Genomic DNA, 21,822 nt, shown 5'->3' on the forward strand with positions numbered 1-21,822 from the left:
TGTCCGACCGCCTCCAAGGATAGGTGTCGCCGCAGACGCGCAGACTGGCGGGCTCTTGCCGCCGGGCTGGGCGCTGCCATACTTACGATGCCGTAGGTTACGGAACCGTAGGGAACAGCCCTCGGTCCCCGGCCTCCGGCTCTGCCGTCAGTCCACGACCCCACAGGGGACGCGCATGACCACACCATCCGACGTGATCGAAGACCCTTCGAAAGCGCCCGGCGACTCCACCGCGCTCTTGGCCACCCTGGGTGGCGAACAGAAGCGCTCGATCGAGCAGATCACCCTGCTGCTCTTCATCACCGTGCCGTTCCTGGCGCTGCTCGCCGCGGTGCCGCTGGCGTGGGGCTGGGGGGTGAGCTGGCTGGACCTCGGTCTGATGGTCTTCTTCTACTTCCTCGGGTGCCACGGCATCACGATCGGCTTCCACCGCTACTTCACGCACGGTTCCTTCAAGGCGAAGCAGCCGCTGCGGATCGCGCTGGCGATCATGGGTTCGATGGCGGTGGAGGGTCCGCTGGTGCGCTGGGTGGCCGACCACCGCAAGCACCACAAGTTCTCCGACGCCGAGGGCGACCCGCATTCGCCGTGGCGGTTCGGGGAGACGGTCCCGGCGCTGATGAAGGGCCTGTGGTGGGCGCACATCGCCTGGATGTTCGACGAGGAGCAGACGCCGCAGGAGAAGTACGCGCCGGATCTGGTCAAGGACCCGGCGATCCGGGCGATCTCACGGCAGTTCGTGCTGTGGACGGCGCTGTCCCTGGCGCTGCCGGCGCTGATCGGCGGGCTGGTGACGATGTCCTGGTGGGGCGCGTTCACCGGGTTCTTCTGGGGCTCGCTGGTCCGGGTGGCGCTGCTGCACCATGTGACGTGGTCGATCAACTCGATCTGCCACGCGGTGGGCAAGCGGCCGTTCAAGTCGCGGGACCGCTCGGGCAACGTGTGGTGGCTGGCCGTGCTGTCGTGCGGCGAGTCCTGGCACAACCTGCACCATGCCGACCCGACGTCGGCGCGGCACGGGGTGGAGCGCGGGCAGGTGGACTCCTCCGCCCGCTTCATCCGGATCTTCGAGACGTTCGGATGGGCGTACGACGTGCGCTGGCCGTCACGCTCGCGTATCGATTCGCGCCGGAACACGGGGGAGGACGGCTCCCGACGCCGGAAGGCCACCGCCGAAGCGGCATGATGGACGCCGTGGCGACCGACTCCAGCAGCACCCCGAGCAACGAGGACAAGCCGAGGCGCACGCGCCGCACCCGGATGACCGGCGCCCAGCGACGCCAGCAGTTGCTGGAGATCGGCCGGACGCTGTTCGCGGCGAGAGGCTTCGAGGGCACGTCGGTGGAGGAGATCGCGGCCAAGGCCGGGGTGTCCAAGCCGGTGGTGTACGAGCACTTCGGCGGCAAGGAGGGGCTGTACGCGGTGGTCGTCGACCGCGAGATGCGCCGGCTCCTCGACATGGTGACGAGTTCCCTGACCGCCGGTCATCCGCGTGAGCTGTGCGAGCAGGCGGCCTTCGCGCTCCTCGACTACATCGAGGAGTACACGGACGGCTTCCGCATCCTGGTCCGGGACTCCCCCATCCCGCAGTCCACGGGCACCTTCGCCTCGCTCATCTCCGACATCGCCACCCAGGTGGAGGACATCCTCGGCCGCGAGTTCAAGAGCCGAGGCTTCGATCCCAAGCTGGCGCCGCTGTACGCGCAGGCTCTGGTGGGGATGGTGGCGCTGACCGGGCAGTGGTGGCTGGACGTGCGCCGGCCGAAGAAGGCGGAGGTGGCGGCGCATCTGGTGAACCTCGCGTGGCACGGCCTGGACGGCCTGGAGGCCAAGCCGCACCTGATAGGGCGCCGCAAGAACTGACACGGGGAGGGCCCCCGCCTCGCGAGGCGGGGGCCCTCCCACAATGCGCTGGGTGTGCGCCTCTCAGCGCTTGAAGACGTCCTTCGCCTTCTCCTTGGACTGACGGGCGTCGCCCGTAGCCTGCTCGGCGCGGCCCTCGGCCTCCATCCGCTCGTTGCCCACGGCACGGCCGACCGTCTCCTTGGCCTTCCCCTTGGCCTGCTCCATCTTCGCCTTGGACTTCTGCTCGCCTGCCACTACCGATCACTCCCAGTCAGGTCTGCGGTCTGTCTTGTGACAACGGGTGACCCGTCTCGCCCGGTTCAAACAGGGCTCCACAAGATGCATGTTGTGTCACCATGTGCACATGACTGAGATCGCGATCAGCGCAGCCCGTTCCCAGCTCGGCGACCTGGTCCGTCGCGCGGCCCACGGCCGGGAGACCATTGCCCTCACCGACCACGGTCACGTGGCCGCACTGCTCGTCTCTCCGCAGGTGATAGAGGATCTCGAGGACGCCCTCGCAGTCGCGGACTACCAGCGACGCAAGGCGGAGGGGACGCTCGGCGAGGGCATCCCCCACGAGGAAGTCGGACGCATGCTGGGGCTGCGACCGTGACCTACCGCATCATCTGGGAGCCGGCTGCCACCGATCAGGCCTCACGCTTCCTCAAGGAAGACCCGCCTGGGCTCGCCGCCGTCTATGAAGCCGTCGACGCGCTCGCGAAGGCGCCCCGCCCCTCCAACTCCTTCGCATACGGTCCGGAGATGCGCCGCCTCCGCGTCGGCGACTACCGCGTCCTGTACGTCATCGACGACGACGTGATCCGCATCCTCGTCACCCACCTGGGACGCACGCCCTGACCCTCACGCCCCCTTGCGGGCCACCGCGAACAGGCGACGGAAGGGGAGGACCGTGCCGTAGGGGTGGGGCGGGTAGGCCTCACGGAGGAGGTCGCGGTATTCGGTGAGGAAGGCGTCGCGGGCCTCGGGGTCGTCGGCCAGGGCGGTGAGGACGGGGCGCAGGCCGGTGCCCTTGACCCAGTCGAGGACGGGGTCGGGGCCCTTGAGGACGTGGTGGTACGTCGTCGTCCAGACGTCGGTGTCGCAGCCCAGGCGCGCGAGGCGGTCGAGGTAGACGCCGGGGGCGTGGACGGAGTCCTCGTGGCGCAGGACGTGGGCGAGGCGGTCCTTCCAGCGGGGCGTGTTCCCCAGTTCGCGCATGAGGGCGTGCAGGGGCGCGTCGATGTTGTGGGGGACCTGGAAGGCGAGGACGCCGCCGGGGGCGAGGCCGTCGAGCCAGGCGGGGAAGGCGTCGAGGTGGCCGGGGACCCAGTGCAGGGCGGCGTTGGAGACGATCACGTCGTAGGTCTCGGCGGGCGTCCAGGCGGTCAGATCGGCGTACGCGAAGTCGAGGCGCGCGCCGGCGTGCGCCTGGGCTTCGGCGAGCATCTGCTCGGAGTTGTCGTAGCCGGTGACATGGGCGTCGGGCCAGCGGCCGGTGAGGAGGGCGGTGACGTTGCCGGGGCCGCAGCCCAGGTCGGCGACGCGGAGCGGCCGTGCCGGGTGCACGGGCGGATCCGGGACGCGGGCCAGGAGGTCGCCGAAGGGGCGGGCGCGGTGGTCGGCGTGGCGCAGGTACTGGGCCGGGTCCCAGGCGGTGTCGGTCATGAGGTCCACTCTCCACCGAGAACTATCTCGACGTCAAGAGACTCGACATCAAGAGACTTCATGTCGACACAACCACTACACTGATCGTCATGGAGGACGAGGTCGATCGACTGGTCTCAGCGTGGCGCCGGGAGCGCCCGGACCTCGACGTGGAGCCGCTCGAGGTGCTCAGCCGGGTGAGCAGGCTGGCCCGGCACCTGGACCGGGCGCGCCGTCTGGCGTTCTCCGAGCACCAGCTGGAGCCCTGGGAGTTCGACGTGCTGACCGCGCTCAGGCGCGCGGGCGCCCCGTACCAGCTCTCACCCGGTCAGCTGCTGACGCAGACGCTGGTCACCTCGGGCACGATGACGAACCGGATCGACCGGCTCGCCAAGAAGGGCCTGGTGGAGCGGCTGCCCGACCCGAGCGACCGGCGCGGCGTCCTGGTCCGCCTCACCGACGACGGCAAGGACCGCGCCGACCAGGCACTGGCCGGCCTGCTCGCCCAGGAGCGGGCGATCCTCGCCGAGCTGTCCCACGCCCAGCGCGGCGAACTCGCCGGTCTCCTACGCCAGTTGACCGCCCCGTTCGACAACATCCCCGGCTGAGGTCCTGCCGGCCGGGTCCTGCCGGCGACGCGGGGGCCGACACGCGCGGGTGATTCAGGCGCTGCTGCTCTCCTCCGGCATGATCCGGCCGACAGGCCCCAGATCGGCGGGCCCCACTCCCGCCCGCCGGGCCAGGGCGACGGCGGCCAGGGTGGAGTGGACGCCCAGTTTGCCGAGGACGTTCTGCATATGGGTGCGGACCGTGTGCGGGGAGAGGAACAGCCGCTCGGCGACGGCCTTGCGGCCCAGGCCCGCGACCATGCAGCGCAGCACCTCCCGCTCTCTCGGCGTGAGGGACTCCACCAGTCGCTCGCTCTCCGTGCGGTGCCTGCGCGCCGCCGTCAGCTCCCGCAGCACCCCGGTCAGCAGCGCCGGCGGCAGATGCGTCTCCTCGCGCAGCACCCCGCGGATCACGCTGAGCAGCCGCGACAGCGAGCAGTCCTTGGCCACCCATCCCGACGCACCGGCCTGCAGGGCGAGGGCCGCGCGCCGCGGGTCGTCCTTCTCGGCGAGGACGACGATCCGTACGGCCGGCTGTGCGGAGCGGACCCCGGCGACGAGGGAGATCCCGTCGACGAGCCCGTCCTCGTCGCCCTCCTGCACCGGCGCCGCCGGCCGCATGCCCGGCAGATGGCCGCCCAGGTCGGCGTCGACGAGCAGCACGTCGTACCGGCGGCCCTCGGCGGCCGCGCGCTCCATGCAGCGCAGCGCCGCCGGGCCGCTGCCGGCCGCCGAGACGTCGACGTCGGGCTCGGCGGCCAGGGCGGCGGCGAGCGACTCGGCGAAGATACGGTGGTCGTCGACGACCAGGACTCGGATGCGAACCACGAAACCCCCTTCCCCACACTCCTCGCGGAGCAGGGGATACCCCAGGTCCGGAGAACGACGACCGGCGCGGGCACGGCGCCCGCGAGGTGGTGCGCGTCCGCACGGCCGCCGCCGTGCCGACATCGATACCCCCACCGCGAGCGTCGTACCCGACTGTCTCGCCCCCTGATCGGCGCCGGCCCCCACCGGCGCTGTCTCACAGGGTAGGGCCGCGGGCGTGGAGCGGAAGACAAATGACAGAACTGGTTGGCCGCCGCGTTTATGGTGTGCCGCATGTTCCGCCTTGAGACAGAAGTCGACAGGACGCGCCGTGATCTGCTCCGTTCCCGGCTCCGCGAGACGGACACGGAGGCCTCCCCCGTCCTGCGGGCACTGCGTGGCACCCCGAACGAGCGTGAGGCGCCGCTGCACGTCTGGGCTCTGGACGGCGGCGGCGCGCTGGCGGGCGGCGCCGTCGGCCACACCTGGACGACCTGGCTGCACATCGCCCACCTCTGGGTGGACGCCCGGCACCGCGGCTCCGGCCTCGGGACCGCCCTGCTGGGGGAGGCGGAGCGCGTCGCCCGCGAGGAGCGCGGCTGCCGCCGGGCGCGGCTGGAGACCTGGGACTTCCAGGCACCGGGGTTCTACCGGCGGCGCGGGTACGAGGTGGTGTGCGTGATCGAGGACTACCCACCGGGCGTCACGGAGTACACGCTGACCAAGCGGCTGGCATGAGACCGGGACATGCGAGGGGCCGGGAACCCTGGGGTTCCCGGCCCCTCACTCACGGACGGGCGTGGTTCAGGCGAGCCGCGTCGCCCCCGCCGCCGGCACCGCCTCGAACACGCGCGGCGCGGTGAAGTCCGCCGCGGCGAACGCCTCGCCGACCGCCTTGGTGATCGTCTCCACGTCGGCCGCCTCGGCCAGCACGATCGCCGAGCCGCCGAAGCCGCCGCCGGTCATCCGCGCGCCGAGCGCACCCGAGGCGAGCGCGGTGTCGACGACCAGGTCCAGCTCGGGGCACGAGATGCGGAAGTCGTCCCGCAGCGAGGCGTGCCCCTCGGTCAGCACCGGGCCGATCGCCCGGGTGTCGCCCGACCGGAGCAGCGAGACGACCCGCTCCACCCGCTGGTCCTCGGTGACGACGTGCCGCACCAGGCGGCGGACCTCCTCCTCGTCGCCCAGCCGGTCCAGCGCCGCGTCGAGCTCGCCGTAGGGGACGTCCCGCAGGGCGTCGACGCCCAGCAGGGCCGCGCCCTTCTCACAGCCGGCCCGGCGCTTGCCGTACTCGCCGTCGCTGTGGGCGTGCTTGACCTGCGTGTCGACGACGAGCAGGCGCATGCCCTCGGCGGCGAGGTCGAAGGGGATCTGCCGCTGGGAGAGGTCCCGGGTGTCGAGGAACAGGGCGTGGCCGGCCTCGCAGCAGGCGGACGCGGTCTGGTCCATGATCCCGGTGGGGGCGCCGACGTAGACGTTCTCGGCGCGCTGGCACAGCCGGGCGAGCTGCCAGCGCTGGAGCCCGAGGTCGTACAGGTCGTTCAGGGCGAGGGCGACGACGACCTCCAGGGCCGCCGAGGACGACAGGCCCGCGCCCGAGGGGACGGTCGAGGTCAGATGGACGTCGGCGCCGGTGACGGCGTGACCGGCCTCGCGCAGGGCCCAGACCACGCCGGCCGGGTAGGCCGTCCACCGTGTGTCCGACTGCGGGGCCAGCTCGTCCAGGCTCAGTTCCACGACGCCGCCCTCGACGTCCGCGGAGTGCAGCCGCAGCCTGCCGTCCTCGCGGCGGGAGACCGCGGCGAGCGCGGTGTGCGGCAGCGCGAAGGGCATCACGAAGCCGTCGTTGTAGTCGGTGTGCTCACCGATGAGGTTGACGCGGCCGGGCGCCGCCCAGACGCCGTCGGGCTCGGCGCCGTACAGCTCGGCGAAACCGTCCCGGACCTGCTGTGCCCCCACTACTGCTCCTTCGCGCTGGCTGCGATGTGCTGGGCGAACGTCCACGCGTCCGCGACGATCCCCGCGAGGTCCGCGCGGGACGGGGTCCAGCCGAGCCTCTCGCGGGCGGCGTCCGCGGAGGCCACCAGGACGGCGGGGTCGCCGCCGCGGCGGGGAGCCACGATCTCGGGGATCGGGTGGCCGGTGACCTTGCGGACGGTCTCGACGACCTCGCGGACGGAGAAGCCGTTGCCGTTGCCGAGGTTGCAGACGAGGTGCTCGCCGGCCTCGGCGGCCTTCAGCGCGAGGAGGTGGGCCTCGGCGAGGTCCGCGACGTGGATGTAGTCGCGGACGCAGGTGCCGTCGGGGGTCGGGTAGTCGTCGCCGTAGACCGAGATCGCGTCCCGCTTGCCCTGGGCTACCTGGAGGACGAGGGGGATGAGGTGCGACTCGGGCTGGTGCCGCTCGCCCTGGGCGCCGTACGCGCCGGCCACGTTGAAGTAGCGCAGGGAGACCGCGCCGAGGCCGTGGGCGGCCGCCTCGCCGCTGATCATGTGGTCGACGGCGAGCTTGGACGCGCCGTAGGGGTTGGTGGGCCTGGTGGGCGCGGTCTCGACGATCGGGACCTGCTCGGGCTCGCCGTAGGTCGCCGCGGTCGAGGAGAAGACCAGCTTGCGCACGCCGGCCTCGCGCATCGCGCCGAGCAGGGCCATGGTCCCGCCGACGTTGTTGTCCCAGTACTTCTCGGGCTTGGCGACCGACTCGCCGACCTGCGAGAACGCGGCGAAGTGCAGGACCGCGTCGAACGATGCGTCGAGCCACTTGGCGGCGTCGCGGATGTCGCCCTCGACGAAGTCGGCCCCGGCCGGGACACCCTCGCGGAAACCGGTGGAGAGGTTGTCGAGGACGACGACCTCGTGCCCCGCCTCCAGCAGGTGCTGGGCGACGACGCTGCCCACGTATCCCGCGCCGCCCGTGACCAGATACTTGCCGCTCATGAACTCGCTACCTCTCGCAGTCGCTCGGCCGCGCGCTCCGGGGGCACGTCGTTGATGAACACGCCCATGCCGGACTCGGAGCCCGCGAGGAACTTCAGTTTGCCGGACGTACGGCGGATGGTGAAAAGCTCCAGGTGCAGCGCGAAGTCGTCGCGGCTGACCCCGTCGAACTCCTCCAGCTGGCCGAACGGCGCCTGGTGCCAGGCGGCGATGTACGGCGTCGGAGGCTCACCCTCGCCGAAGATCCGGTCGAAGCGCCTCAAGAGTTCCAGATACACCTTGGGGAACTCCGTGCGGGCCGCCTCGTCGAGACCGAGCAGGTCGGGGACGCGGCGGCGGGGGTAGAGGTGCACCTCGTACGGCCAGTGCGCCGCGTAGGGCACGAACGCGATCCAGTGTTCACCGGCCAGGACCACCCGCTCCTCGGCGAGTTCCCGCTCCAGCACGGCGTCGAAGAGGTTCTCCCCGCCGGTGGCGTCCTTGTGGGCGGCCACCTGGCGCAGCATCAGGGCGGTCCGGGGAGTGGTGAAGGGGTAGGCGTAGATCTGCCCGTGCGGGTGACCGAGCGTGACGCCGATCTCGGCACCCCGGTTCTCGAAGCAGAACACCTGCTCCACCGAGGGCAGATGGGACAGTTCGGACGTCCGGTCCGTCCACGCGTCGAGCACCAGCCGCGCCTGCTCCTCGGTGAGGTCGGCGAAGGACGCCTCGTGGTCGGAGGTGAAGCAGACCACCTCGCAGCGCCCGGAGTCGCCGGCCAGCGAGGGGAAGCGGTTCTCGAACACGACGGCGTCGTACGACGCGTCGGGGATCTCGCTCAGCCGTTCGCCCTGAGAGGGGCACAGGGGGCATTCGTCGGCCGGCGGATGGTAGGTGCGCCCCTGCCGGTGGGAGGCGACGGCGACCGCGTCGCCGAGGAGCGGGTCCCGGCGTACCTCCGAAGTGGTGACCGTGCGCTCCAGGGGGCGGCGGTCCACCGCGTCGCGCACCGCATCGTCCCGCAGGTCGTAGTAGATGAGCTCACGACCGTCGGCCAAGCGGGTCGAGGTCTTCTTCACCGCGACTCTCCATCCCTACCGAACAAAGCTTCAAACAGAACCGAACACATCAAACCACAATCCCCCATGCGCGTCACCACCGTCACCGCACAGAGCACCCCGACCGAAGCGAGCAGTGCATGCGAACCCCCACCCATCCGGCGGCCGGGCCGCTGGCGGCCGAGCTGCGGCTCCCCACCAACTGGCTCGACTACACGATCCTCGGCATCTACTTCGTCGTCGTCCTCGGCATCGGCTTCGCGGCCCGCCGCTCCGTGAAGACCAGTCTCGACTTCTTCCTCTCCGGCCGCTCCCTGCCCGCCTGGATCACCGGCCTCGCCTTCGTCTCGGCCAACCTGGCGGCCACGGAGATCCTCGGCATGGCGGCCAACAGCGCCCAGTACGGCGCGTACACCGTCCACTGGTACTGGATCGGGGCCATCCCGGCCATGGTGTTCCTCGGCCTGGTGATGATGCCGTTCTACTACGGCTCCAAGGTGCGCTCGGTCCCCGAGTTCCTGCTGCTGCGCTTCGACCGGTCGGCGCATGTGCTGAGCTCGGCGCTGTTCGCCTTCGCCGCGATCCTGATCTCGGGCGTGAACCTGTACGCGCTGGCGATCGTCGTCGAGGCGCTGCTGGGCTGGCCGCAGTGGGTGGCCATCGTGGTCGCGGGCTTCTTCGTGCTGGCGTACATCACGCTGGGCGGTCTGTCCTCGGCGATCTACAACGAGGTGCTCCAGTTCTTCGTGATCCTGGCCGCGCTGATCCCGCTGACAGTGCTGGGCCTGCGGAAGGTGGGCGGCTGGGGCGGCCTGACGGACAAGCTGACGGCAAGCCGCGGGGGCGACTTCGTGACCGCGTGGGGCGGCACCGGCATCGGCAGCGACAACCCGTTGGGCGCGAACTGGCTGACGATCGTGCTGGGCCTCGGCTTCGTGCTGTCGTTCGGCTACTGGACGACGAACTTCGCGGAGGTGCAGCGTGCCCTGTCCGCGCGCAACCTCTCCGCGGCGCAGCGCACACCGCTGATCGCCGCCTACCCGAAGATCTTCATCGTCTTCCTCGTGATGATCCCGGGCCTGGTGGCGGCGGTCCTGGTGCCGCGGATCGGCACGGCCGACTCCGACCTCCAGTACAACGACGCCATCCCTTACCTGATGGAGCAGCTGCTGCCCAACGGCGTGCTGGGCATCGCGGTGACGGGTCTGCTGGCCGCGTTCATGGCGGGCATGGCGGCGAACGTGTCGTCCTTCAACACGGTGTTCACCACCGACATCTGGGCGAAGTACGTGGTGCGGGGCCGGGAGGACGCGTACTACGTCCGCTTCGGCCGGCTGATCACCGCGATCGGCGTGCTCGCGTCGATCGGGACGGCGTTCCTGGCCTCGTCCTTCTCCAACATCATGAGCTACCTCCAGACGCTGTTCTCCTTCTTCAACGTGCCGATGTTCGTCGTCTTCATCGTCGGCATGTTCTGGAAGCGGGCGTCGAAGAAATCGGGCTTCTGGGGGCTGCTGGCCGGCACGACGGCCGCGATGGTCAACTATTTCGTCCTCTACAAGCAGGACGTCGTCTCCATCCCCTCCGACCAGGGCGCCAACTTCGTCTCCGCGATCGCGGGCTTCGTGGCCGGCGCGGTGGTCATGCTCGTCGTGTCGCTGTTCACCGCGCCCAAGCCGGATGAGGAGCTCCAGGGCCTGGTCTACGGCACCCGCTCCCCCGGCATGGCCGAGCCGCCGGCCGAGGGCGACGACGCCTGGTACCGCAGGCCGGCGCTGCTGGGCTGGGGCGCGATCGTCCTGGCCGCCGCCTGCTACATCCCGTTCTCGTTCTGAGCCTGCCGACCCCGATCGCGGGAGGATGGAAAGACCATGTCCGAGCGACCCGAGCACTTTGAACCCGACGAGCACGCCGCGGCAGCCGAGCGGCTGCGCCGGGCGGGCTTCTCCGAGGCCGACGTCCAGCGGGAGGTCACCGAGCTGGAGGAGAAGTCGGCGACCGCGGCCCGCATCTTCGACCTGCGCCGCATCATCGGCGGCCTGTTCGTCCTCTACGGCGTGATCCTCATGGTCACCGGCCTGACCGCCACGGACGCGGACATCGACAAGGCCCAGGGGGTCAACATCAACCTCTGGACCGGCCTGGGCATGCTGCTCCTCGGCCTCTTCTTCCTGGCCTGGCTCTGGCTGCGGCCGGCGTCCCATCCGACGCCGACCCTGCCGCCGGAGGCACTCGGGGACGAGGAGGGAGGCGCCCCCCGGGGCGCGTAGCGGGGCGGGAGGGGGCGTCGGGCACAGCGCAGCGCCGGGTCCGCGGAGGCGGATCCCGGCGCTGCGGGGGTTTCAGTGTCAGCCCCCGAGAACGGGCAGGAGGCTGAGGGTGCCGTTGCCCGCCTGGATCGAGTCCTCCCTCGAGCCGGTGAAGGCCAGGCCGTCGTCGACGCAGGTCTGCTGGAGCGTGTTCTGCTTCGACAGCGCGCCGAGGAGGGGCACCTGGTTGAGGTTGATGAGCCCGATCTGGAAGTTCGGGTCGCCCTGCTCGGCGCCCTGGACGCACTGCTTGGCGTCGTCGCCGTGGCGTCCGTCACCGGCGGAGGCGGTGCCCGCACCGACGAAGCCGAGGGTGCCGATCATGGCGGCCACCAGAGCGGCCTTCCGAAGGTTGCGCATTACATCCCTTTTCGTCCGAGAGTGGCATGCTGGGTGGGGTGACGCAGCGTCACGATTGCTGACCGTATGCTACGATCACACCTTTTGCACCCCAACACGCGGAGCCCCCACCGGCAACCGAGGCCGTGCCACCCGGGGGACCCAATGCGTCGACCGGAGGAGTTCACCGCACCGGGAGTCTCCTAGGCCCCCGGGGTCCTCTCGCTACGGGCGCGGGTGTGCGGCAGGGGGCCCGCCCGGTCCAGAAGACCGGTGCGGGCGGCGAGCGCCGCCGCCTCCAGGCGGGAGCCGACGCCCAGCTTCATCAGAACCCGCTGGACGTGGGTACGGGCCGTGGAGGGCGCGATGCCCATGCCGGCCGCGATGACCCGGGTGTCCTCGCCCTCGGCGACCCGGACCAGGACCTCCACCTCGCGGGGCGTCAGCATCTGGAGCAGGCGCTGCCCCTCGTCGTCGGGCTGGGCCGCCGGATTGAGGAGTTCACCGAAGGCGCCCTGGAGAAGCTGGGGGGCGACCGCCGCCTCGCCGGCCCGGGCCTTCATGATGGCCCGCTCCACGCCCTCGATGCGCTCGTCGTGCCGCACGTACCCCGAGGCGCCCGCAGCGAAGGCCGCCGCGATGCCGCGCGGACTCGGCACCGGGCCGAGGACCAGGACGGCCACCTGCGGCCGCTCCCGCTTGATCCGCACCACCGGGTCGAAGACGCCCGGCTCGGCCGGCGCCGCCGTGCCCAGCAGGCACACCTCCGGCGCCCGCGTGATCACCAGTTCCGCCGCGCCCGCGGCCGGCGCCGCCGCGGCGAGCACCCGGTGCCCGCGCAGTTTCAACGCCGAGGCCAACGCCTCGGCGAGCAGTCGGTGGTCGTCGACCACCATCAGCCGCACTCCCATTGGGCAACCCCCCAAAGAAGGTGCCCCCCGGCACCTCGTCCCCTCATGCCTCCCGGAAGCTACACGCTTGTTCGACGTCGCGCTCCCCCTACCGTGAGAACTGCCCCGGATCGCTGGAATTCCCCTCCTGCGGCGGTGATGAGCGGTACGCGAACGGCCCCGTCCCCCTTCCGAGTGAAGGGGGACGGGGCCGTTGACGAACGGGGTGCGGAGGTCAGCCGACGGCGGTCAGCCCGCGGCGCCGAACGCCAGCGCCAGGTACTCCTCGTCGCCGGAGCCGCCGTCGTCGGCGTACACCGCGGACATGTACAGGCGGCCCTGGGAGTAGATGAGTTCGGAGTACTCCGGGGACATGCTGGACTCCGCGTCCCGCACGCTCTCCGTCGCCGGGTTGCGCAGCAGCGTCGTCTGCTTGAACGAGCCGCCGTCGATGCTGACGACCTGCCCGCCCTCGTCGTACGGCGCGCTCTTGTACGCGATCACGTTGCCGCCGTCCGTGCGCAGCGGCGTGAGCTCGTAGCCGTCGCCGGCGTCGGCGCGCTGGCCGGTCTGCTTGCCGGTGTTCAGGTCGAAGGCGACGATCTCGTTGGTGCGGCTGTACTCGCCGGTGCCGTCGTGCTCCTCCGTCGGGAGGTACAGGCGGTCGGCGCCGACGGCCAGGCCCGAGCAGTGCTCGACCCTGGTGATGCCGTCGCAGCGGGCCGCGAACTGCTCGCCGGGCGCGGAGATCCGCGTCTTCAGCTTGCCCGTCTTGTTGTCGATGGAGAAGAAGTCCGAGATGCCGCTGCCGTCCTGGGCGCTGTCGCCGACGTCGGCGGCGACGACCAGCGGTTCCGTCGACACGACGCTGGCGTACTCGATGCCCTTCGCGAGCTTGTATTCCGAGATCACCTTCCCGGAGGCCGGGTCGATGGTCTGGATCTGGAGCTCACGGGCGTCGTAGGTGCCGCACTTGCGCACCGCGACCAGCTTCGCGCCGCCGCCGTAGCCCGCGTCGTAGCAGGTGTCGGACGTCTTCGGGGCCCACAGGGCCTTTCCGCTGTCGATGTCGAAGGCCGACCCGCCCTCGGTGGCCCCCAGGGCGACCGTGCGTCCGCTGACGGTGACGTTGTCGAAGGTGACCGGGTAGTCGCCGGAGGAGACCGTCTTCGTCCACAGCTGCTTGCCCGCGGCGAGGTCGATCGCCGCGACCTGGCTGCAGCCGGCGGAGGAGTCCTTGGGGGGCATCTTCGGCTGGAAGACGACGGCCGTCTTACCGTCGTCGGTGGCGTGCTCGCTCGCCGTGCACACCGGGCCGGGGAGCTTGATCGTCCACAGCTTGGAGCCCTTGACCGGGTCGTAGCCGACGATCTCGGCGACGCCGGACTTCACGTACGCCTTCTCCGTCAGCCACGAGCCCGAGACGATGACGCTGTCGTCCTTGGCGACCTTGGGCGAGGGGATCTGGAAGAGCAGCTTCGACGCCGGGTCGGAGGGCGCCTTCTCGGACCCGCCGGAGGACGTGCCGCCGGTGCCGCCGCCCTTCTCGCCGCCGCCCTTGCCGTCGGCTCCGCCGGTGCTCGCGGTCTCGTTCTTCTTGGCGCCGTCACCGGAGTTCGCGTACCAGACGCCGCCGCCGACGATCAGCGCGATCGCGACGACCGCGGCGACGATGATCGCCAGCTGCGCGTTGGGCTTACGGCCCCCTCCGGCCGGCGCGGGGTACATGGGCACGGTGGGCTGCCCCGGGTACCCCTGGGCGGGGAAACCGGGCTGCCCGCCCGGCTGCCCCGGATAGCCGTACCCCGGCTGCTGCCCGTACGCGGTCTGTTGCCCGTAGGGGTTGGGCTGCCCCGGCTGCGCCGGGTAGCCGTACCCGGGCCCCGTGGGGGGCTGAGGCTGCTGCCCCGGATAGCCGTACCCGGGCCCCGGGGGAGCCTGCGGGTAGCCGTAACCGGGCGGGGGCTGCGGCGGCTGGGGCACGGGAACGGCCGCGGCCGCCGCCGGAAACGCGGGCGAGGGGGCCTGAGGCGGCTGACCGGGAGCGGCCGGGGGACTCTGAGGCGGCTGGCCGGGAGCGGCCGGGGGGCTCTGAGGCGGCTGGCCGGCGGGAGGCGCGGGGTGGTCGTGCCCCGGCTGCGGGTCCTTACTGAGCTGCGGGCTCCCGGGCGCGGCAGCGGGGGGCGCGGCGGGCGGCTGGGGTGCGCCGAAGGCGCCCTGCGGGGGCGCGGCCGGCGGCGTCTGCGGGGGCCCGGCCGGCGGCGTCTGCGGGGGCTGGGGCGCGCCGAACGCACCTTGCGGCGGGGCATCCTGCGGGCTCGGCGACTGCCCGGACGCGGGCTGCGCGGACGCGGGCTGCGCGGCCTGCGGCGGCTCGGGCGCACCGAACGCACCCTTCGGCGGGGCGTCCTGGGGGGTCGCGTCCTGAGGGGAGGGGACGTCGCTCTCGGGGCGCGCGTCCTGCGGTTCCGGGGTCGCGCCGGAGGCGTCCCGCGGCTCGCCGGAACCGCCCTGCTGTGGCGGCCGGTCCTCGGGGGCGTCGGAAGCTCCCCCGTGCGGTGGCTGGTTCGGCGGCTGAGTCATGGCGTGGGCACCTCGGAAAGCAGTCGTGAAGACGGGGACAGGGACGGGAGAGGGGGCCGGGGACGCGGCCGGGTCGACGGGCGACGGGCAGGCGGGACTACGGAAACGGCCCGGTCCGGGCGGTGGCGGCAGCGGCCGTCGGGGCAGCCGCCGCGAGCCGATCGGCGTACCGGCGCGGTGGCCGCCCACGGCGTCGGCTCCCACGGGCCCGCCCGCCCCGCAGCGGGAGCCGTCCCCAGGTGGGGACACCCCCGCCGCGCGACGCGGCCGTTCGGCTCACTTGCCGTACGCGAGCATCAGCTTCTCCTTCGCGTCGTCCTTGCCCGACAGCCGCGTGGAGGAGATGTAGAACCGGCCGTCGGTCCAGTCGACGTCACGGGAGAAGAAGCTGTCCTCCAGGTCGACGGTGCTCTCGGGCAGTTGAAGCAGCGTGGTCGGCGTGTGGGCGGCGCCGGCCGTCGGGATCGACACGACCTTGCCCGCCGCGTCGTAGGACGGCTCGACGTAGGCGACGAGGTTGCCGCCCTCCACCTTCAGCGGCAGCATCGACTCGTCGGTGGGCGACTTCACCCGCCACTTCTCCTTGCCGGTGGCGAGGTCGATCGCGACGATCTCGTTCGGGCCGGTGGTCGCCTTGGTCGGCAGGTAGAGGGTGCCGGCGTCGGCGGCCGTGCCCTCGCAGCCGCTGAGATCGCGTTGGAGGAGGGCCCAGCCGCACTCGGGCGCGAAGTCCTCGTCGAAGGCGACCTGCGAACGGAAGCCGCCGGCCGGCTTGAACGACGCGATGTTCCAGGCGTTCTTGTCCTTGTTCGTGCTGTAGACGACCAGCGGGTCCACGGAGTACGTCCGCCCGACCGTCCAGCCCTTGTCGAACTTCTGCGTCCACTTGACCCTGCCGGTGGCCGGGTCGAGTTCCTGGAGTTCGTCGTGCTCGTTCGCGCCGGTCGCGTCGCAGGACGCCACGGAGATCAGCTTGCCGCCGCCCGCGAAGGCGGTCGGGAAGCAGGCGTCGCCGTACTTCGTCTTGTCCCACATCTTCTTGCCGGTGCGCACGTCGTACGCCGTGCCCGACTGCGAGCGGCCCACCATCAGGGTGTTGCCCGTGACCGACAGCTCGATCGTGATCGCGCTGTCGAACAGCGCGCCGTCGGCGACCACGCCGGTCCAGCCCTTGGCGCCGGTCTTCAGGTCGAGCTGCTGGAGCTGGTTGCACTTGGCGCGGTCGCTGGTGCCGCTCATGTACGCGACGACGACCTTGTCGTCGGCCGTCTTCTGCGGGGTGACCGCGCAGATCTTCTGCGGGAACGCGACGGTCGGCCAAGTCGGCTTGCCGTCGGTGACGTTGTAGCCGACGACCTCCTTGTAGGCCGCCTTCACCGCCGTCGAGGACGTGATCCACATGCCGGGGGCCTCGGCGCCGGACGCGGGGGCGTCGGGCGCCTCCTTGTACCAGAGCACCTTCGCCTCGCCCGACTTGCGGTCCGCGTTGAAGTCGGCTTCCTCACCGCCGTCGCCGCTGCCGTCGCCGGGGTTGACGGGCTTGTCGCTCACGGCCGGCCCGGCGCTCTTGCTCTGTCCGGCGACCGGCTTCTTGTCCTGCTTGGCGTCGTCCCCGTTCGTCACCACGAACACCGTGCCGCCGATCACCGCCAGCGCCGCCACCGCAGCGCCGACGACCACGGCGGGCTTGCGGAAGGGGCCGCGCGAACCGGACGGCGGGATGCCGGGCGCTCCCGGAGCGCCGGGGAACTGCGGCGGGGGCGGGTAGCCGCCGTAGCCGGGCTGCTGACCGTAGGGGCCGGGACCCGGCTGCCCGTAAGGGGCGGCGCCCGGCTGGCCGTACGGCCCGGGCGGGGTCCCGTAGGGGCCGGGCTGACCGTAGGGGCCAGGCTGTTGCTGCTGCGGGTAGCCGTAACCGGGTTGCGGCTGCGGAGGGCCGGGCGGGGTCTGCGGCGGCTGGGCCGGCATCTGCGGTGCACCCGATCCGCCACCCTGCGGGGCCCCGAACCCGCCGCCCTGCGGAGCGCCGAATCCCCCGCCCTGGGCGGGCGGTTGCGCCTCCCCCGCCTCGGCGGGCCGCCCTGCCTGTGGCGGGTGCGGCGGCTGCGGCTGATCCTGCGGTGCTCCGAAACCGCCCTGCGGCGGCGGTTGGTTGGGCGGCTGAGTCATCAGCGTGCTCCCCCTCGTCACTGATTTTTAGCCACGCCCTGAGGCTTGTGACGGACCCAGAGTCGTACTCAGAAAGTTCTCAGACGGCTCTTTCTATCACCCGGCGCCGACAGCGAACGGGCCCGTGTCCACCCCTGTTCCCAAGGGAGGACCGGGCCGTGATGTCGTCGTTACGCGCCTTCACGCCCCCTTCACGCGACGCACGCGCCGTCCTCGCGCGCCGGGCGTGACGGGCTCGGTGAGCGGATGTTTCACGCCGGGGCCGCGAGCCGCCGGGGCCGGAGCCGGGGCGAGCCCCCGCGAACTCCTCTACGCGTCCTCGGCCAACTCAAGCCACTTGAGTTCCAGTTCCTCCCGCTCGCCACCCAGCTCCCGCAGTCGCGCGTCGAGTTCGGCGACCTTCCCGAAGTCGGTGGCGTTGTCGGCGATCTGGGCGTGCAGCTTGGTCTCCTTCTCGGAGATCTTGTCCAACTGCCGCTCGATCTTCTGGAGTTCCTTCTTGGCGGCGCGCTGGTCGGCGGCGCTCCGCTCGGGGGCGGCCTTCGCGGCGACGGGCGCCGCCGTGGCGGCCACGGCCTCCTCCATGCGCTGCCGGCGCTCCAGGTACTCGTCGATGCCGCGCGGGAGCATCCGCAGGGTGGCGTCGCCGAGGAGGGCGTACACCCGGTCCGTCGTGCGCTCCAGGAAGAAGCGGTCGTGGGAGATGACGATCATCGAGCCGGGCCAGCCGTCGAGGACGTCCTCGAGCTGGGTCAGCGTCTCGATGTCGAGGTCGTTGGTGGGCTCGTCGAGGAAGAGGACGTTGGGCTCGTCCATCAGGAGCCGCAGGAGCTGCAGCCGCCGGCGCTCACCGCCGGAGAGGTCGCCCACCGGCGTCCACTGCTTCTCCTTGCTGAAGCCGAACGTCTCGCACAGCTGCCCGGCGGTCATCTCGCGTCCCTTGCCGAGGTCGACGCGCTCACGGACCCGCTGGACGGCCTCCAGCACCCGCAGGTTCGGGTCGAGTTCGCCGACCTCCTGGGAGAGGTAGGCGAGCCTGACGGTCTTTCCGACGGCGACCCGCCCGCCGGCGGGCTGCGTCTCGCCCTCGGTGCGGGCGGCCTCGGCCATGGCCCGCAGCAGGGACGTCTTCCCGGCGCCGTTGACGCCGACCAGGCCGATGCGGTCGCCGGGGCCGAGCTGCCAGGTGACGTGCTTGAGCAGCAGCTTGGGTCCGGCCTGGACGGTCACGTCCTCCAGGTCGAACACGGTCTTGCCGAGCCGTGAGGACGCGAACTTCATCAGCTCGCTGCTGTCGCGCGGCGGCGGCACGTCCTTGATCAGCTCGTTGGCCGCCTCGACCCGGAAGCGGGGCTTCGAGGTGCGGGCGGGGGCGCCGCGGCGCAGCCAGGCGAGCTCCTTGCGGACCAGGTTCTGCCGCTTGGTCTCCTCCGTCGCCGCGATCCGCTCGCGCTCGGCGCGCGCGAAGACGTAGTCGGAGTAGCCGCCCTCGTACTCGTAGACGTCGCCGCGCTGGACGTCCCACATGCGGGTGCAGACCTGGTCGAGGAACCAGCGGTCGTGGGTGACGCAGACGAGCCCGGAGCGGCGCTCGCGCAGGTGGCGGGCGAGCCAGGAGATGCCCTCGACGTCGAGGTGGTTGGTGGGCTCGTCGAGGACGATCAGGTCCTGCTCCTCGATGAGCAGCTTGGCGAGTGCGATACGGCGGCGCTCACCGCCGGAGAGCGGGCCGATGACGGTGTCGAGGCCCTGCGGGAAGCCGGGGAGGTCGAGCCCGCCGAAGAGGCCGGTGAGGACGTCCCTGATCTTGGCGTTGCCCGCCCACTCGTGGTCGGCCAGGTCCCTGATGACCTCGTGCCGGACGGTGGCCGTGGGATCGAGAGAGTCGTGCTGCGTCAGCACCCCGAGCCGCAGGCCCCCCGAGTGGGTGACGCGCCCGGTGTCGGCGTCCTCCAGCTTGGCCAGCATCCGGATCAGGGTGGTCTTGCCGTCGCCGTTGCGGCCCACCACGCCGATGCGGTCCCCTTCGGAGACGCCGAGGGAGACGCCGTCGAGCAGGGCACGGGTGCCGTACACCTTGCTGACGTTCTCGACATTGACGAGATTGACGGCCATTTCACTCCTGCGCGTGTGGGTCGGTCAGCCTTCTAGCCTAGGGCCTGCGAGGCGAGTGACGGAGCGCGAGGTGTTGGCCACTCTTTGTGATGACGTGACCGGGATCCGGCCGCTACCGTGAAGGGAAGGCGCCAGGATCTTGTCCATGGGAGGAACCATGACAGCCCAGCCCGCTGAGCAGTCCGGATGGCGGATGCCCCCGTTGGACGGCTACACAGTCGACGACCTGCTCACACTGCCGGATCTCCCGCCACACACCGAGTTGATCGACGGGAGCCTGGTCCTCGTGAGCCCGCAGCGCTGGTTCCACTTCACCGCCATCGACCTGCTGGTGACCGGCCTGCGCCGCACCCTTCCGCCCGACTTGAAGGTCGCACGCGAGATGACGGTGGTGCTGGATCGGCGTAACGGGCCCGAGCCTGACATCTCCGTGATCAAGGCCGCCGCCAGGAAGGGCCCGGACCAGACGTACTTCGAGGCAGAGGACGTCATCCTCGCCGTCGAGGTGATCTCGCTCGAGTCCGAAGCCCGCGACCGGCTGACCAAGACGCACAAGTACGCCGCGGCCGGCATCCGGTACTACTGGCTGGTCGAGATGACCGGATCCAACAGGCATCCGGCCATCGAGGCCTTCGAGCTGTCAGACGACACGGGCTCGTATCGGCAGACGGGCTCCTACGGCGATCGCATCAAGGTCGACCAGCCCTACCCCATCGACATCGACCTGACGGAGATCGACAACCTCTGAGCGTGGCTCAGAGCACCGTCGCCCCCGCCGCCGGTGACGCAGCCACGCGCACGGTGCGGCAGGCGCCGGAGGTCCGCAGGGCCTCGGCCACCGCTGCCGCCGAACCCGGGTCGCGTGCCAGGAAGGCCGTCGTCGGGCCCGAGCCGGAGACCAGGGTCGCGAGGGCGCCCGCCGCTCGGCCCGCGGCGAGGGTGCCGGCCAGTTCGGGGAAGAGGGAGAGGGCGGCGGGCTGGAGATCGTTGGTGACGGCCGCCGCGAGCGCGTCGGGGTCCCCCTTGGCGAGGGCGGTCAGGACGTCCGGGGAGGCCGCCGGCTCGGGGACGTCGCGGCCCTCCGCCAGCCGGTCGAACTCGCGGAACACCGCCGGTGTCGACAGCCCCCGCTCGGCCATCGCGAACACCCAGTGGAACGTGCCGCCCACCTCGAGCGGCGTCAGCTTCTCGCCGCGCCCGGTGCCCAGAGCCGCCCCGCCGACCAGACTGAAAGGCACGTCACTGCCCAACTCGGCGCAGATGTCGAGGAGTTCGTCATGGCTCGCGCCCGTGCCCCACAGCGCGTCACAGGCGAGCAGGGCGCCCGCGCCGTCCGCGCTGCCGCCCGCCATGCCGCCGGCGACGGGGATGTCCTTGGCGATGTGGAGGTGCACGTCGGCGACGCGGCCGTACCGCTCCGCGAGGGCGAGGGCCGCGCGCGCGGCCAGGTTGGTGCGGTCCAGGGGGACCTGGGCTGCGTCCGGGCCCTCGCAGGTGACGCGGAGCTCGTCGGCCGGGGTGACGGTGACCTCGTCGTACAGGCCGACCGCGAGGAAGACGTTCGCCAGCTCGTGGAAGCCGTCCGCGCGGGCGGCGCCCACCGCGAGCTGGACGTTGACCTTGGCGGGCACACGCACGGTGACGCTCACGCCGCGTCCTCCCGCTTGTTCTCCGCGATCCGGGCGAACTCCTCCACGGTGAGCGACTCCCCGCGGGCCTGCGGCGACACCCCGGCGGCGACCAGCGCCGCCTCGGCGGACGCGGCCGAACCGGCCCAGCCGGCGAGCGCCGCCCGCAGCGTCTTGCGGCGCTGGGCGAAGGCCGCGTCGACGACGGCGAAGACCTCGCGCTTGGACGCCGTGGTCTTCACCGGTTCGCTGCGCCGGACCAGGGAGACCAGCCCGCTGTCGACGTTCGGCGCGGGCCAGAACACATTGCGGCCGATGGCGCCGGCCCGCTTGACCTCGGCGTGCCAGGCGGCCTTCACGGACGGCACGCCGTACACCTTGGAGCCGGGGGCGGCGGCGAGGCGGTCGGCGACCTCCGACTGGACCATGACGAGGGTGCGTTCGATGCTCGGGAAGGTGTCGAGCATGTGCAGCAGCACCGGAACGGCCACGTTGTACGGCAGGTTGGCGACCAGCGCGGTCGGGGCGGGGCCGGGAAGCTCGGCGACCTGCATGGCGTCGGAGTGGACGAGCGCGAAGCGCCCTGCGCGCTCGGGCATGCGCGCGGCGATCGTCGCGGGCAGCGCGCTCGCCAGCACGTCGTCGATCTCGACGGCGGTGACGTGGTCGGCGGCCTCCAGCAGCGCGAGGGTGAGCGAGCCCAGGCCCGGCCCCACCTCCACGACCACGTCGTCCGGGCGGACGCCCGCGGTGCGCACGATACGGCGGACCGTGTTCGCGTCGATAACGAAGTTCTGGCCGCGCTGCTTGGTGGGGCGTACGCCGAGGGCTGCCGCCAGTTCGCGGATGTCGGCGGGGCCCAGGAGGGCGTCGGGGGTGGGGCTGGTCACGGGACAAGGGTACGGGGGC

At 71.6% G+C, this 21,822-nt stretch carries 22 protein-coding genes; 9 read left to right on the forward strand and 13 right to left on the reverse strand.

All coding sequences use genetic code 11. The features are described from left to right. Nucleotides 1-175 precede the first annotated feature (175 nt). Nucleotides 176-1,186 (forward strand): acyl-CoA desaturase, encoded by a 1,011-nt coding sequence (locus ACIRS4_RS20180; protein ID WP_404197558.1) that lies wholly within the window; start codon nt 176-178, stop codon nt 1,184-1,186. Then, entirely contained in the window at nt 1,183-1,863 is a 681-nt protein-coding gene (locus tag ACIRS4_RS20185; protein WP_404197561.1) for a TetR family transcriptional regulator, read from the forward strand. The genes ACIRS4_RS20180 and ACIRS4_RS20185 overlap by 4 nt, the downstream gene beginning before the upstream one ends. Nucleotides 1,864-1,926: 63 nt before the next feature. Here ACIRS4_RS20185 and ACIRS4_RS20190 read toward each other — a convergent pair whose 3' ends face one another. Next, nucleotides 1,927-2,100, reverse strand: coding sequence for a CsbD family protein (locus ACIRS4_RS20190; RefSeq protein WP_130442398.1), 174 nt, complete (start codon nt 2,098-2,100; stop codon nt 1,927-1,929). Nucleotides 2,101-2,209: 109 nt separating this feature from the next. On the opposite strand from ACIRS4_RS20190, the gene ACIRS4_RS20195 reads away from it, so the two are divergent. Next, complete coding sequence (locus tag ACIRS4_RS20195) at nt 2,210-2,461, forward strand: type II toxin-antitoxin system Phd/YefM family antitoxin (protein ID WP_033531977.1); 252 nt, start codon at nt 2,210-2,212, stop codon at nt 2,459-2,461. After that, the gene (locus ACIRS4_RS20200; protein WP_404197565.1) at nt 2,458-2,706 is read left to right on the forward strand and encodes a type II toxin-antitoxin system RelE/ParE family toxin; all 249 of its coding nucleotides are present in this window, start codon (nt 2,458-2,460) and stop codon (nt 2,704-2,706) included. Before ACIRS4_RS20195 ends, ACIRS4_RS20200 begins: the two co-directional genes overlap by 4 nt. Before the next feature lie 3 nt (nt 2,707-2,709). Here the strand turns inward: ACIRS4_RS20200 and ACIRS4_RS20205 are convergent, their stop codons facing one another. After that, entirely contained in the window at nt 2,710-3,513 is an 804-nt protein-coding gene (locus tag ACIRS4_RS20205) for a trans-aconitate 2-methyltransferase (protein WP_404197567.1), read from the reverse strand. Nucleotides 3,514-3,602: 89 nt separating this feature from the next. Between ACIRS4_RS20205 and ACIRS4_RS20210 the strand changes: the two genes are divergently transcribed. Then, complete coding sequence (locus ACIRS4_RS20210) at nt 3,603-4,100, forward strand: MarR family winged helix-turn-helix transcriptional regulator (RefSeq protein ID WP_130442390.1); 498 nt, start codon at nt 3,603-3,605, stop codon at nt 4,098-4,100. Nucleotides 4,101-4,154: 54 nt separating this feature from the next. Here ACIRS4_RS20210 and ACIRS4_RS20215 read toward each other — a convergent pair whose 3' ends face one another. Then, complete coding sequence (locus ACIRS4_RS20215) at nt 4,155-4,928, reverse strand: LuxR C-terminal-related transcriptional regulator (protein ID WP_404197570.1); 774 nt, start codon at nt 4,926-4,928, stop codon at nt 4,155-4,157. 261 nt (nt 4,929-5,189) lie between these two features. Here ACIRS4_RS20215 and ACIRS4_RS20220 point away from each other — a divergent pair, with 261 nt between their 5' ends. Continuing rightward, nucleotides 5,190-5,645: a GNAT family N-acetyltransferase gene (locus ACIRS4_RS20220; protein WP_404198121.1), complete on the forward strand. Its 456-nt coding sequence runs from the start codon at nt 5,190-5,192 to the stop codon at nt 5,643-5,645. A gap of 66 nt (nt 5,646-5,711) precedes the next feature. Here the strand turns inward: ACIRS4_RS20220 and galK are convergent, their stop codons facing one another. From galK to galT, 3 genes are read right to left on the reverse strand one after another with little or no spacing between them, the layout of a single operon-like run. Beyond that, a complete protein-coding gene (gene galK / locus ACIRS4_RS20225; protein WP_404197573.1) occupies nt 5,712-6,866 on the reverse strand; it encodes a galactokinase in 1,155 nt (384 codons plus the stop codon). Continuing rightward, nucleotides 6,866-7,843: a UDP-glucose 4-epimerase GalE gene (galE, locus tag ACIRS4_RS20230; protein WP_404197576.1), complete on the reverse strand. Its 978-nt coding sequence runs from the start codon at nt 7,841-7,843 to the stop codon at nt 6,866-6,868. The genes galK and galE overlap by 1 nt, the downstream gene beginning before the upstream one ends. Further along, nucleotides 7,840-8,901, reverse strand: coding sequence for a galactose-1-phosphate uridylyltransferase (galT, locus tag ACIRS4_RS20235; protein WP_404197578.1), 1,062 nt, complete (start codon nt 8,899-8,901; stop codon nt 7,840-7,842). The genes galE and galT overlap by 4 nt, the downstream gene beginning before the upstream one ends. Before the next feature lie 119 nt (nt 8,902-9,020). On the opposite strand from galT, the gene ACIRS4_RS20240 reads away from it, so the two are divergent. Beyond that, the gene (locus tag ACIRS4_RS20240) at nt 9,021-10,715 is read left to right on the forward strand and encodes a sodium:solute symporter family protein (RefSeq protein ID WP_404197581.1); all 1,695 of its coding nucleotides are present in this window, start codon (nt 9,021-9,023) and stop codon (nt 10,713-10,715) included. A 36-nt stretch (nt 10,716-10,751) separates the two neighbouring features. Then, nucleotides 10,752-11,150, forward strand: coding sequence for a hypothetical protein (locus ACIRS4_RS20245; RefSeq protein ID WP_404197584.1), 399 nt, complete (start codon nt 10,752-10,754; stop codon nt 11,148-11,150). A 78-nt stretch (nt 11,151-11,228) separates the two neighbouring features. On the opposite strand, the gene ACIRS4_RS20250 is transcribed toward ACIRS4_RS20245, so the two are convergent. The 5 genes from ACIRS4_RS20250 to ACIRS4_RS20270 all read right to left on the reverse strand — a co-directional run bounded on the left by ACIRS4_RS20250 (nt 11,229) and on the right by ACIRS4_RS20270 (nt 19,285). Then, the gene (locus ACIRS4_RS20250; RefSeq protein ID WP_130442380.1) at nt 11,229-11,549 is read right to left on the reverse strand and encodes a hypothetical protein; all 321 of its coding nucleotides are present in this window, start codon (nt 11,547-11,549) and stop codon (nt 11,229-11,231) included. 182 nt (nt 11,550-11,731) lie between these two features. Then, complete coding sequence (locus ACIRS4_RS20255) at nt 11,732-12,439, reverse strand: LuxR C-terminal-related transcriptional regulator (protein WP_404197587.1); 708 nt, start codon at nt 12,437-12,439, stop codon at nt 11,732-11,734. Nucleotides 12,440-12,667: 228 nt separating this feature from the next. Further along, entirely contained in the window at nt 12,668-15,001 is a 2,334-nt protein-coding gene (locus ACIRS4_RS20260) for a PQQ-binding-like beta-propeller repeat protein (protein WP_404197590.1), read from the reverse strand. 276 nt (nt 15,002-15,277) lie between these two features. Beyond that, on the reverse strand, nt 15,278-17,170 hold the full coding sequence (locus tag ACIRS4_RS20265) for a PQQ-binding-like beta-propeller repeat protein (RefSeq protein ID WP_404197592.1): 1,893 nt from the start codon (nt 17,168-17,170) through the stop codon (nt 15,278-15,280). Between the two features lie 309 nt (nt 17,171-17,479). Beyond that, nucleotides 17,480-19,285 (reverse strand): ABC-F family ATP-binding cassette domain-containing protein, encoded by a 1,806-nt coding sequence (locus ACIRS4_RS20270; RefSeq protein ID WP_404197595.1) that lies wholly within the window; start codon nt 19,283-19,285, stop codon nt 17,480-17,482. A gap of 157 nt (nt 19,286-19,442) precedes the next feature. On the opposite strand from ACIRS4_RS20270, the gene ACIRS4_RS20275 reads away from it, so the two are divergent. Beyond that, nucleotides 19,443-20,033, forward strand: a complete 591-nt coding sequence (locus ACIRS4_RS20275; protein ID WP_404197598.1) for a Uma2 family endonuclease — start codon at nt 19,443-19,445, stop codon at nt 20,031-20,033. Nucleotides 20,034-20,040: 7 nt separating this feature from the next. Here the strand turns inward: ACIRS4_RS20275 and ACIRS4_RS20280 are convergent, their stop codons facing one another. Beyond that, nucleotides 20,041-20,934 carry a 4-(cytidine 5'-diphospho)-2-C-methyl-D-erythritol kinase gene (locus tag ACIRS4_RS20280; RefSeq protein WP_404197601.1) on the reverse strand — a complete coding sequence of 298 codons (894 nt, stop codon included), beginning with the start codon at nt 20,932-20,934 and terminating at the stop codon, nt 20,041-20,043. After that, on the reverse strand, nt 20,931-21,803 hold the full coding sequence (rsmA, locus tag ACIRS4_RS20285) for a 16S rRNA (adenine(1518)-N(6)/adenine(1519)-N(6))-dimethyltransferase RsmA (protein ID WP_404197603.1): 873 nt from the start codon (nt 21,801-21,803) through the stop codon (nt 20,931-20,933). Before rsmA ends, ACIRS4_RS20280 begins: the two co-directional genes overlap by 4 nt. Nucleotides 21,804-21,822 lie beyond the last annotated feature (19 nt).

Origin of the sequence: Streptomyces sp. NPDC101166 (assembly GCF_044768125.1) — a bacterium.
Classification (GTDB): domain Bacteria; phylum Actinomycetota; class Actinomycetes; order Streptomycetales; family Streptomycetaceae; genus Streptomyces.

Excerpts from the sequence above, each read along its gene's own strand:
- ACIRS4_RS20180 (WP_404197558.1), top strand. The coding sequence starts at position 176 with ATGACCACACCATCCGACGTGATCGAAGACCCTTCGAAAGCGCCCGGC.
- ACIRS4_RS20220 (WP_404198121.1), top strand. The coding sequence starts at position 5,190 with ATGGTGTGCCGCATGTTCCGCCTTGAGACAGAAGTCGACAGGACGCGC.
- ACIRS4_RS20185 (WP_404197561.1), top strand. The coding sequence starts at position 1,183 with ATGATGGACGCCGTGGCGACCGACTCCAGCAGCACCCCGAGCAACGAG.
- ACIRS4_RS20275 (WP_404197598.1), top strand. The coding sequence starts at position 19,443 with ATGACAGCCCAGCCCGCTGAGCAGTCCGGATGGCGGATGCCCCCGTTG.
- ACIRS4_RS20265 (WP_404197592.1), bottom strand. The coding sequence starts at position 17,170 with ATGACTCAGCCGCCCAACCAACCGCCGCCGCAGGGCGGTTTCGGAGCA.
- ACIRS4_RS20250 (WP_130442380.1), bottom strand. The coding sequence starts at position 11,549 with ATGCGCAACCTTCGGAAGGCCGCTCTGGTGGCCGCCATGATCGGCACC.
- ACIRS4_RS20240 (WP_404197581.1), top strand. The coding sequence starts at position 9,021 with ATGCGAACCCCCACCCATCCGGCGGCCGGGCCGCTGGCGGCCGAGCTG.
- ACIRS4_RS20195 (WP_033531977.1), top strand. The coding sequence starts at position 2,210 with ATGACTGAGATCGCGATCAGCGCAGCCCGTTCCCAGCTCGGCGACCTG.
- ACIRS4_RS20245 (WP_404197584.1), top strand. The coding sequence starts at position 10,752 with ATGTCCGAGCGACCCGAGCACTTTGAACCCGACGAGCACGCCGCGGCA.
- ACIRS4_RS20210 (WP_130442390.1), top strand. The coding sequence starts at position 3,603 with ATGGAGGACGAGGTCGATCGACTGGTCTCAGCGTGGCGCCGGGAGCGC.
- ACIRS4_RS20260 (WP_404197590.1), bottom strand. The coding sequence starts at position 15,001 with ATGACTCAGCCGCCGAACCAGCCACCGCACGGGGGAGCTTCCGACGCC.
- ACIRS4_RS20255 (WP_404197587.1), bottom strand. The coding sequence starts at position 12,439 with ATGGGAGTGCGGCTGATGGTGGTCGACGACCACCGACTGCTCGCCGAG.
- ACIRS4_RS20270 (WP_404197595.1), bottom strand. The coding sequence starts at position 19,285 with ATGGCCGTCAATCTCGTCAATGTCGAGAACGTCAGCAAGGTGTACGGC.
- ACIRS4_RS20205 (WP_404197567.1), bottom strand. The coding sequence starts at position 3,513 with ATGACCGACACCGCCTGGGACCCGGCCCAGTACCTGCGCCACGCCGAC.
- galE (WP_404197576.1), bottom strand. The coding sequence starts at position 7,843 with ATGAGCGGCAAGTATCTGGTCACGGGCGGCGCGGGATACGTGGGCAGC.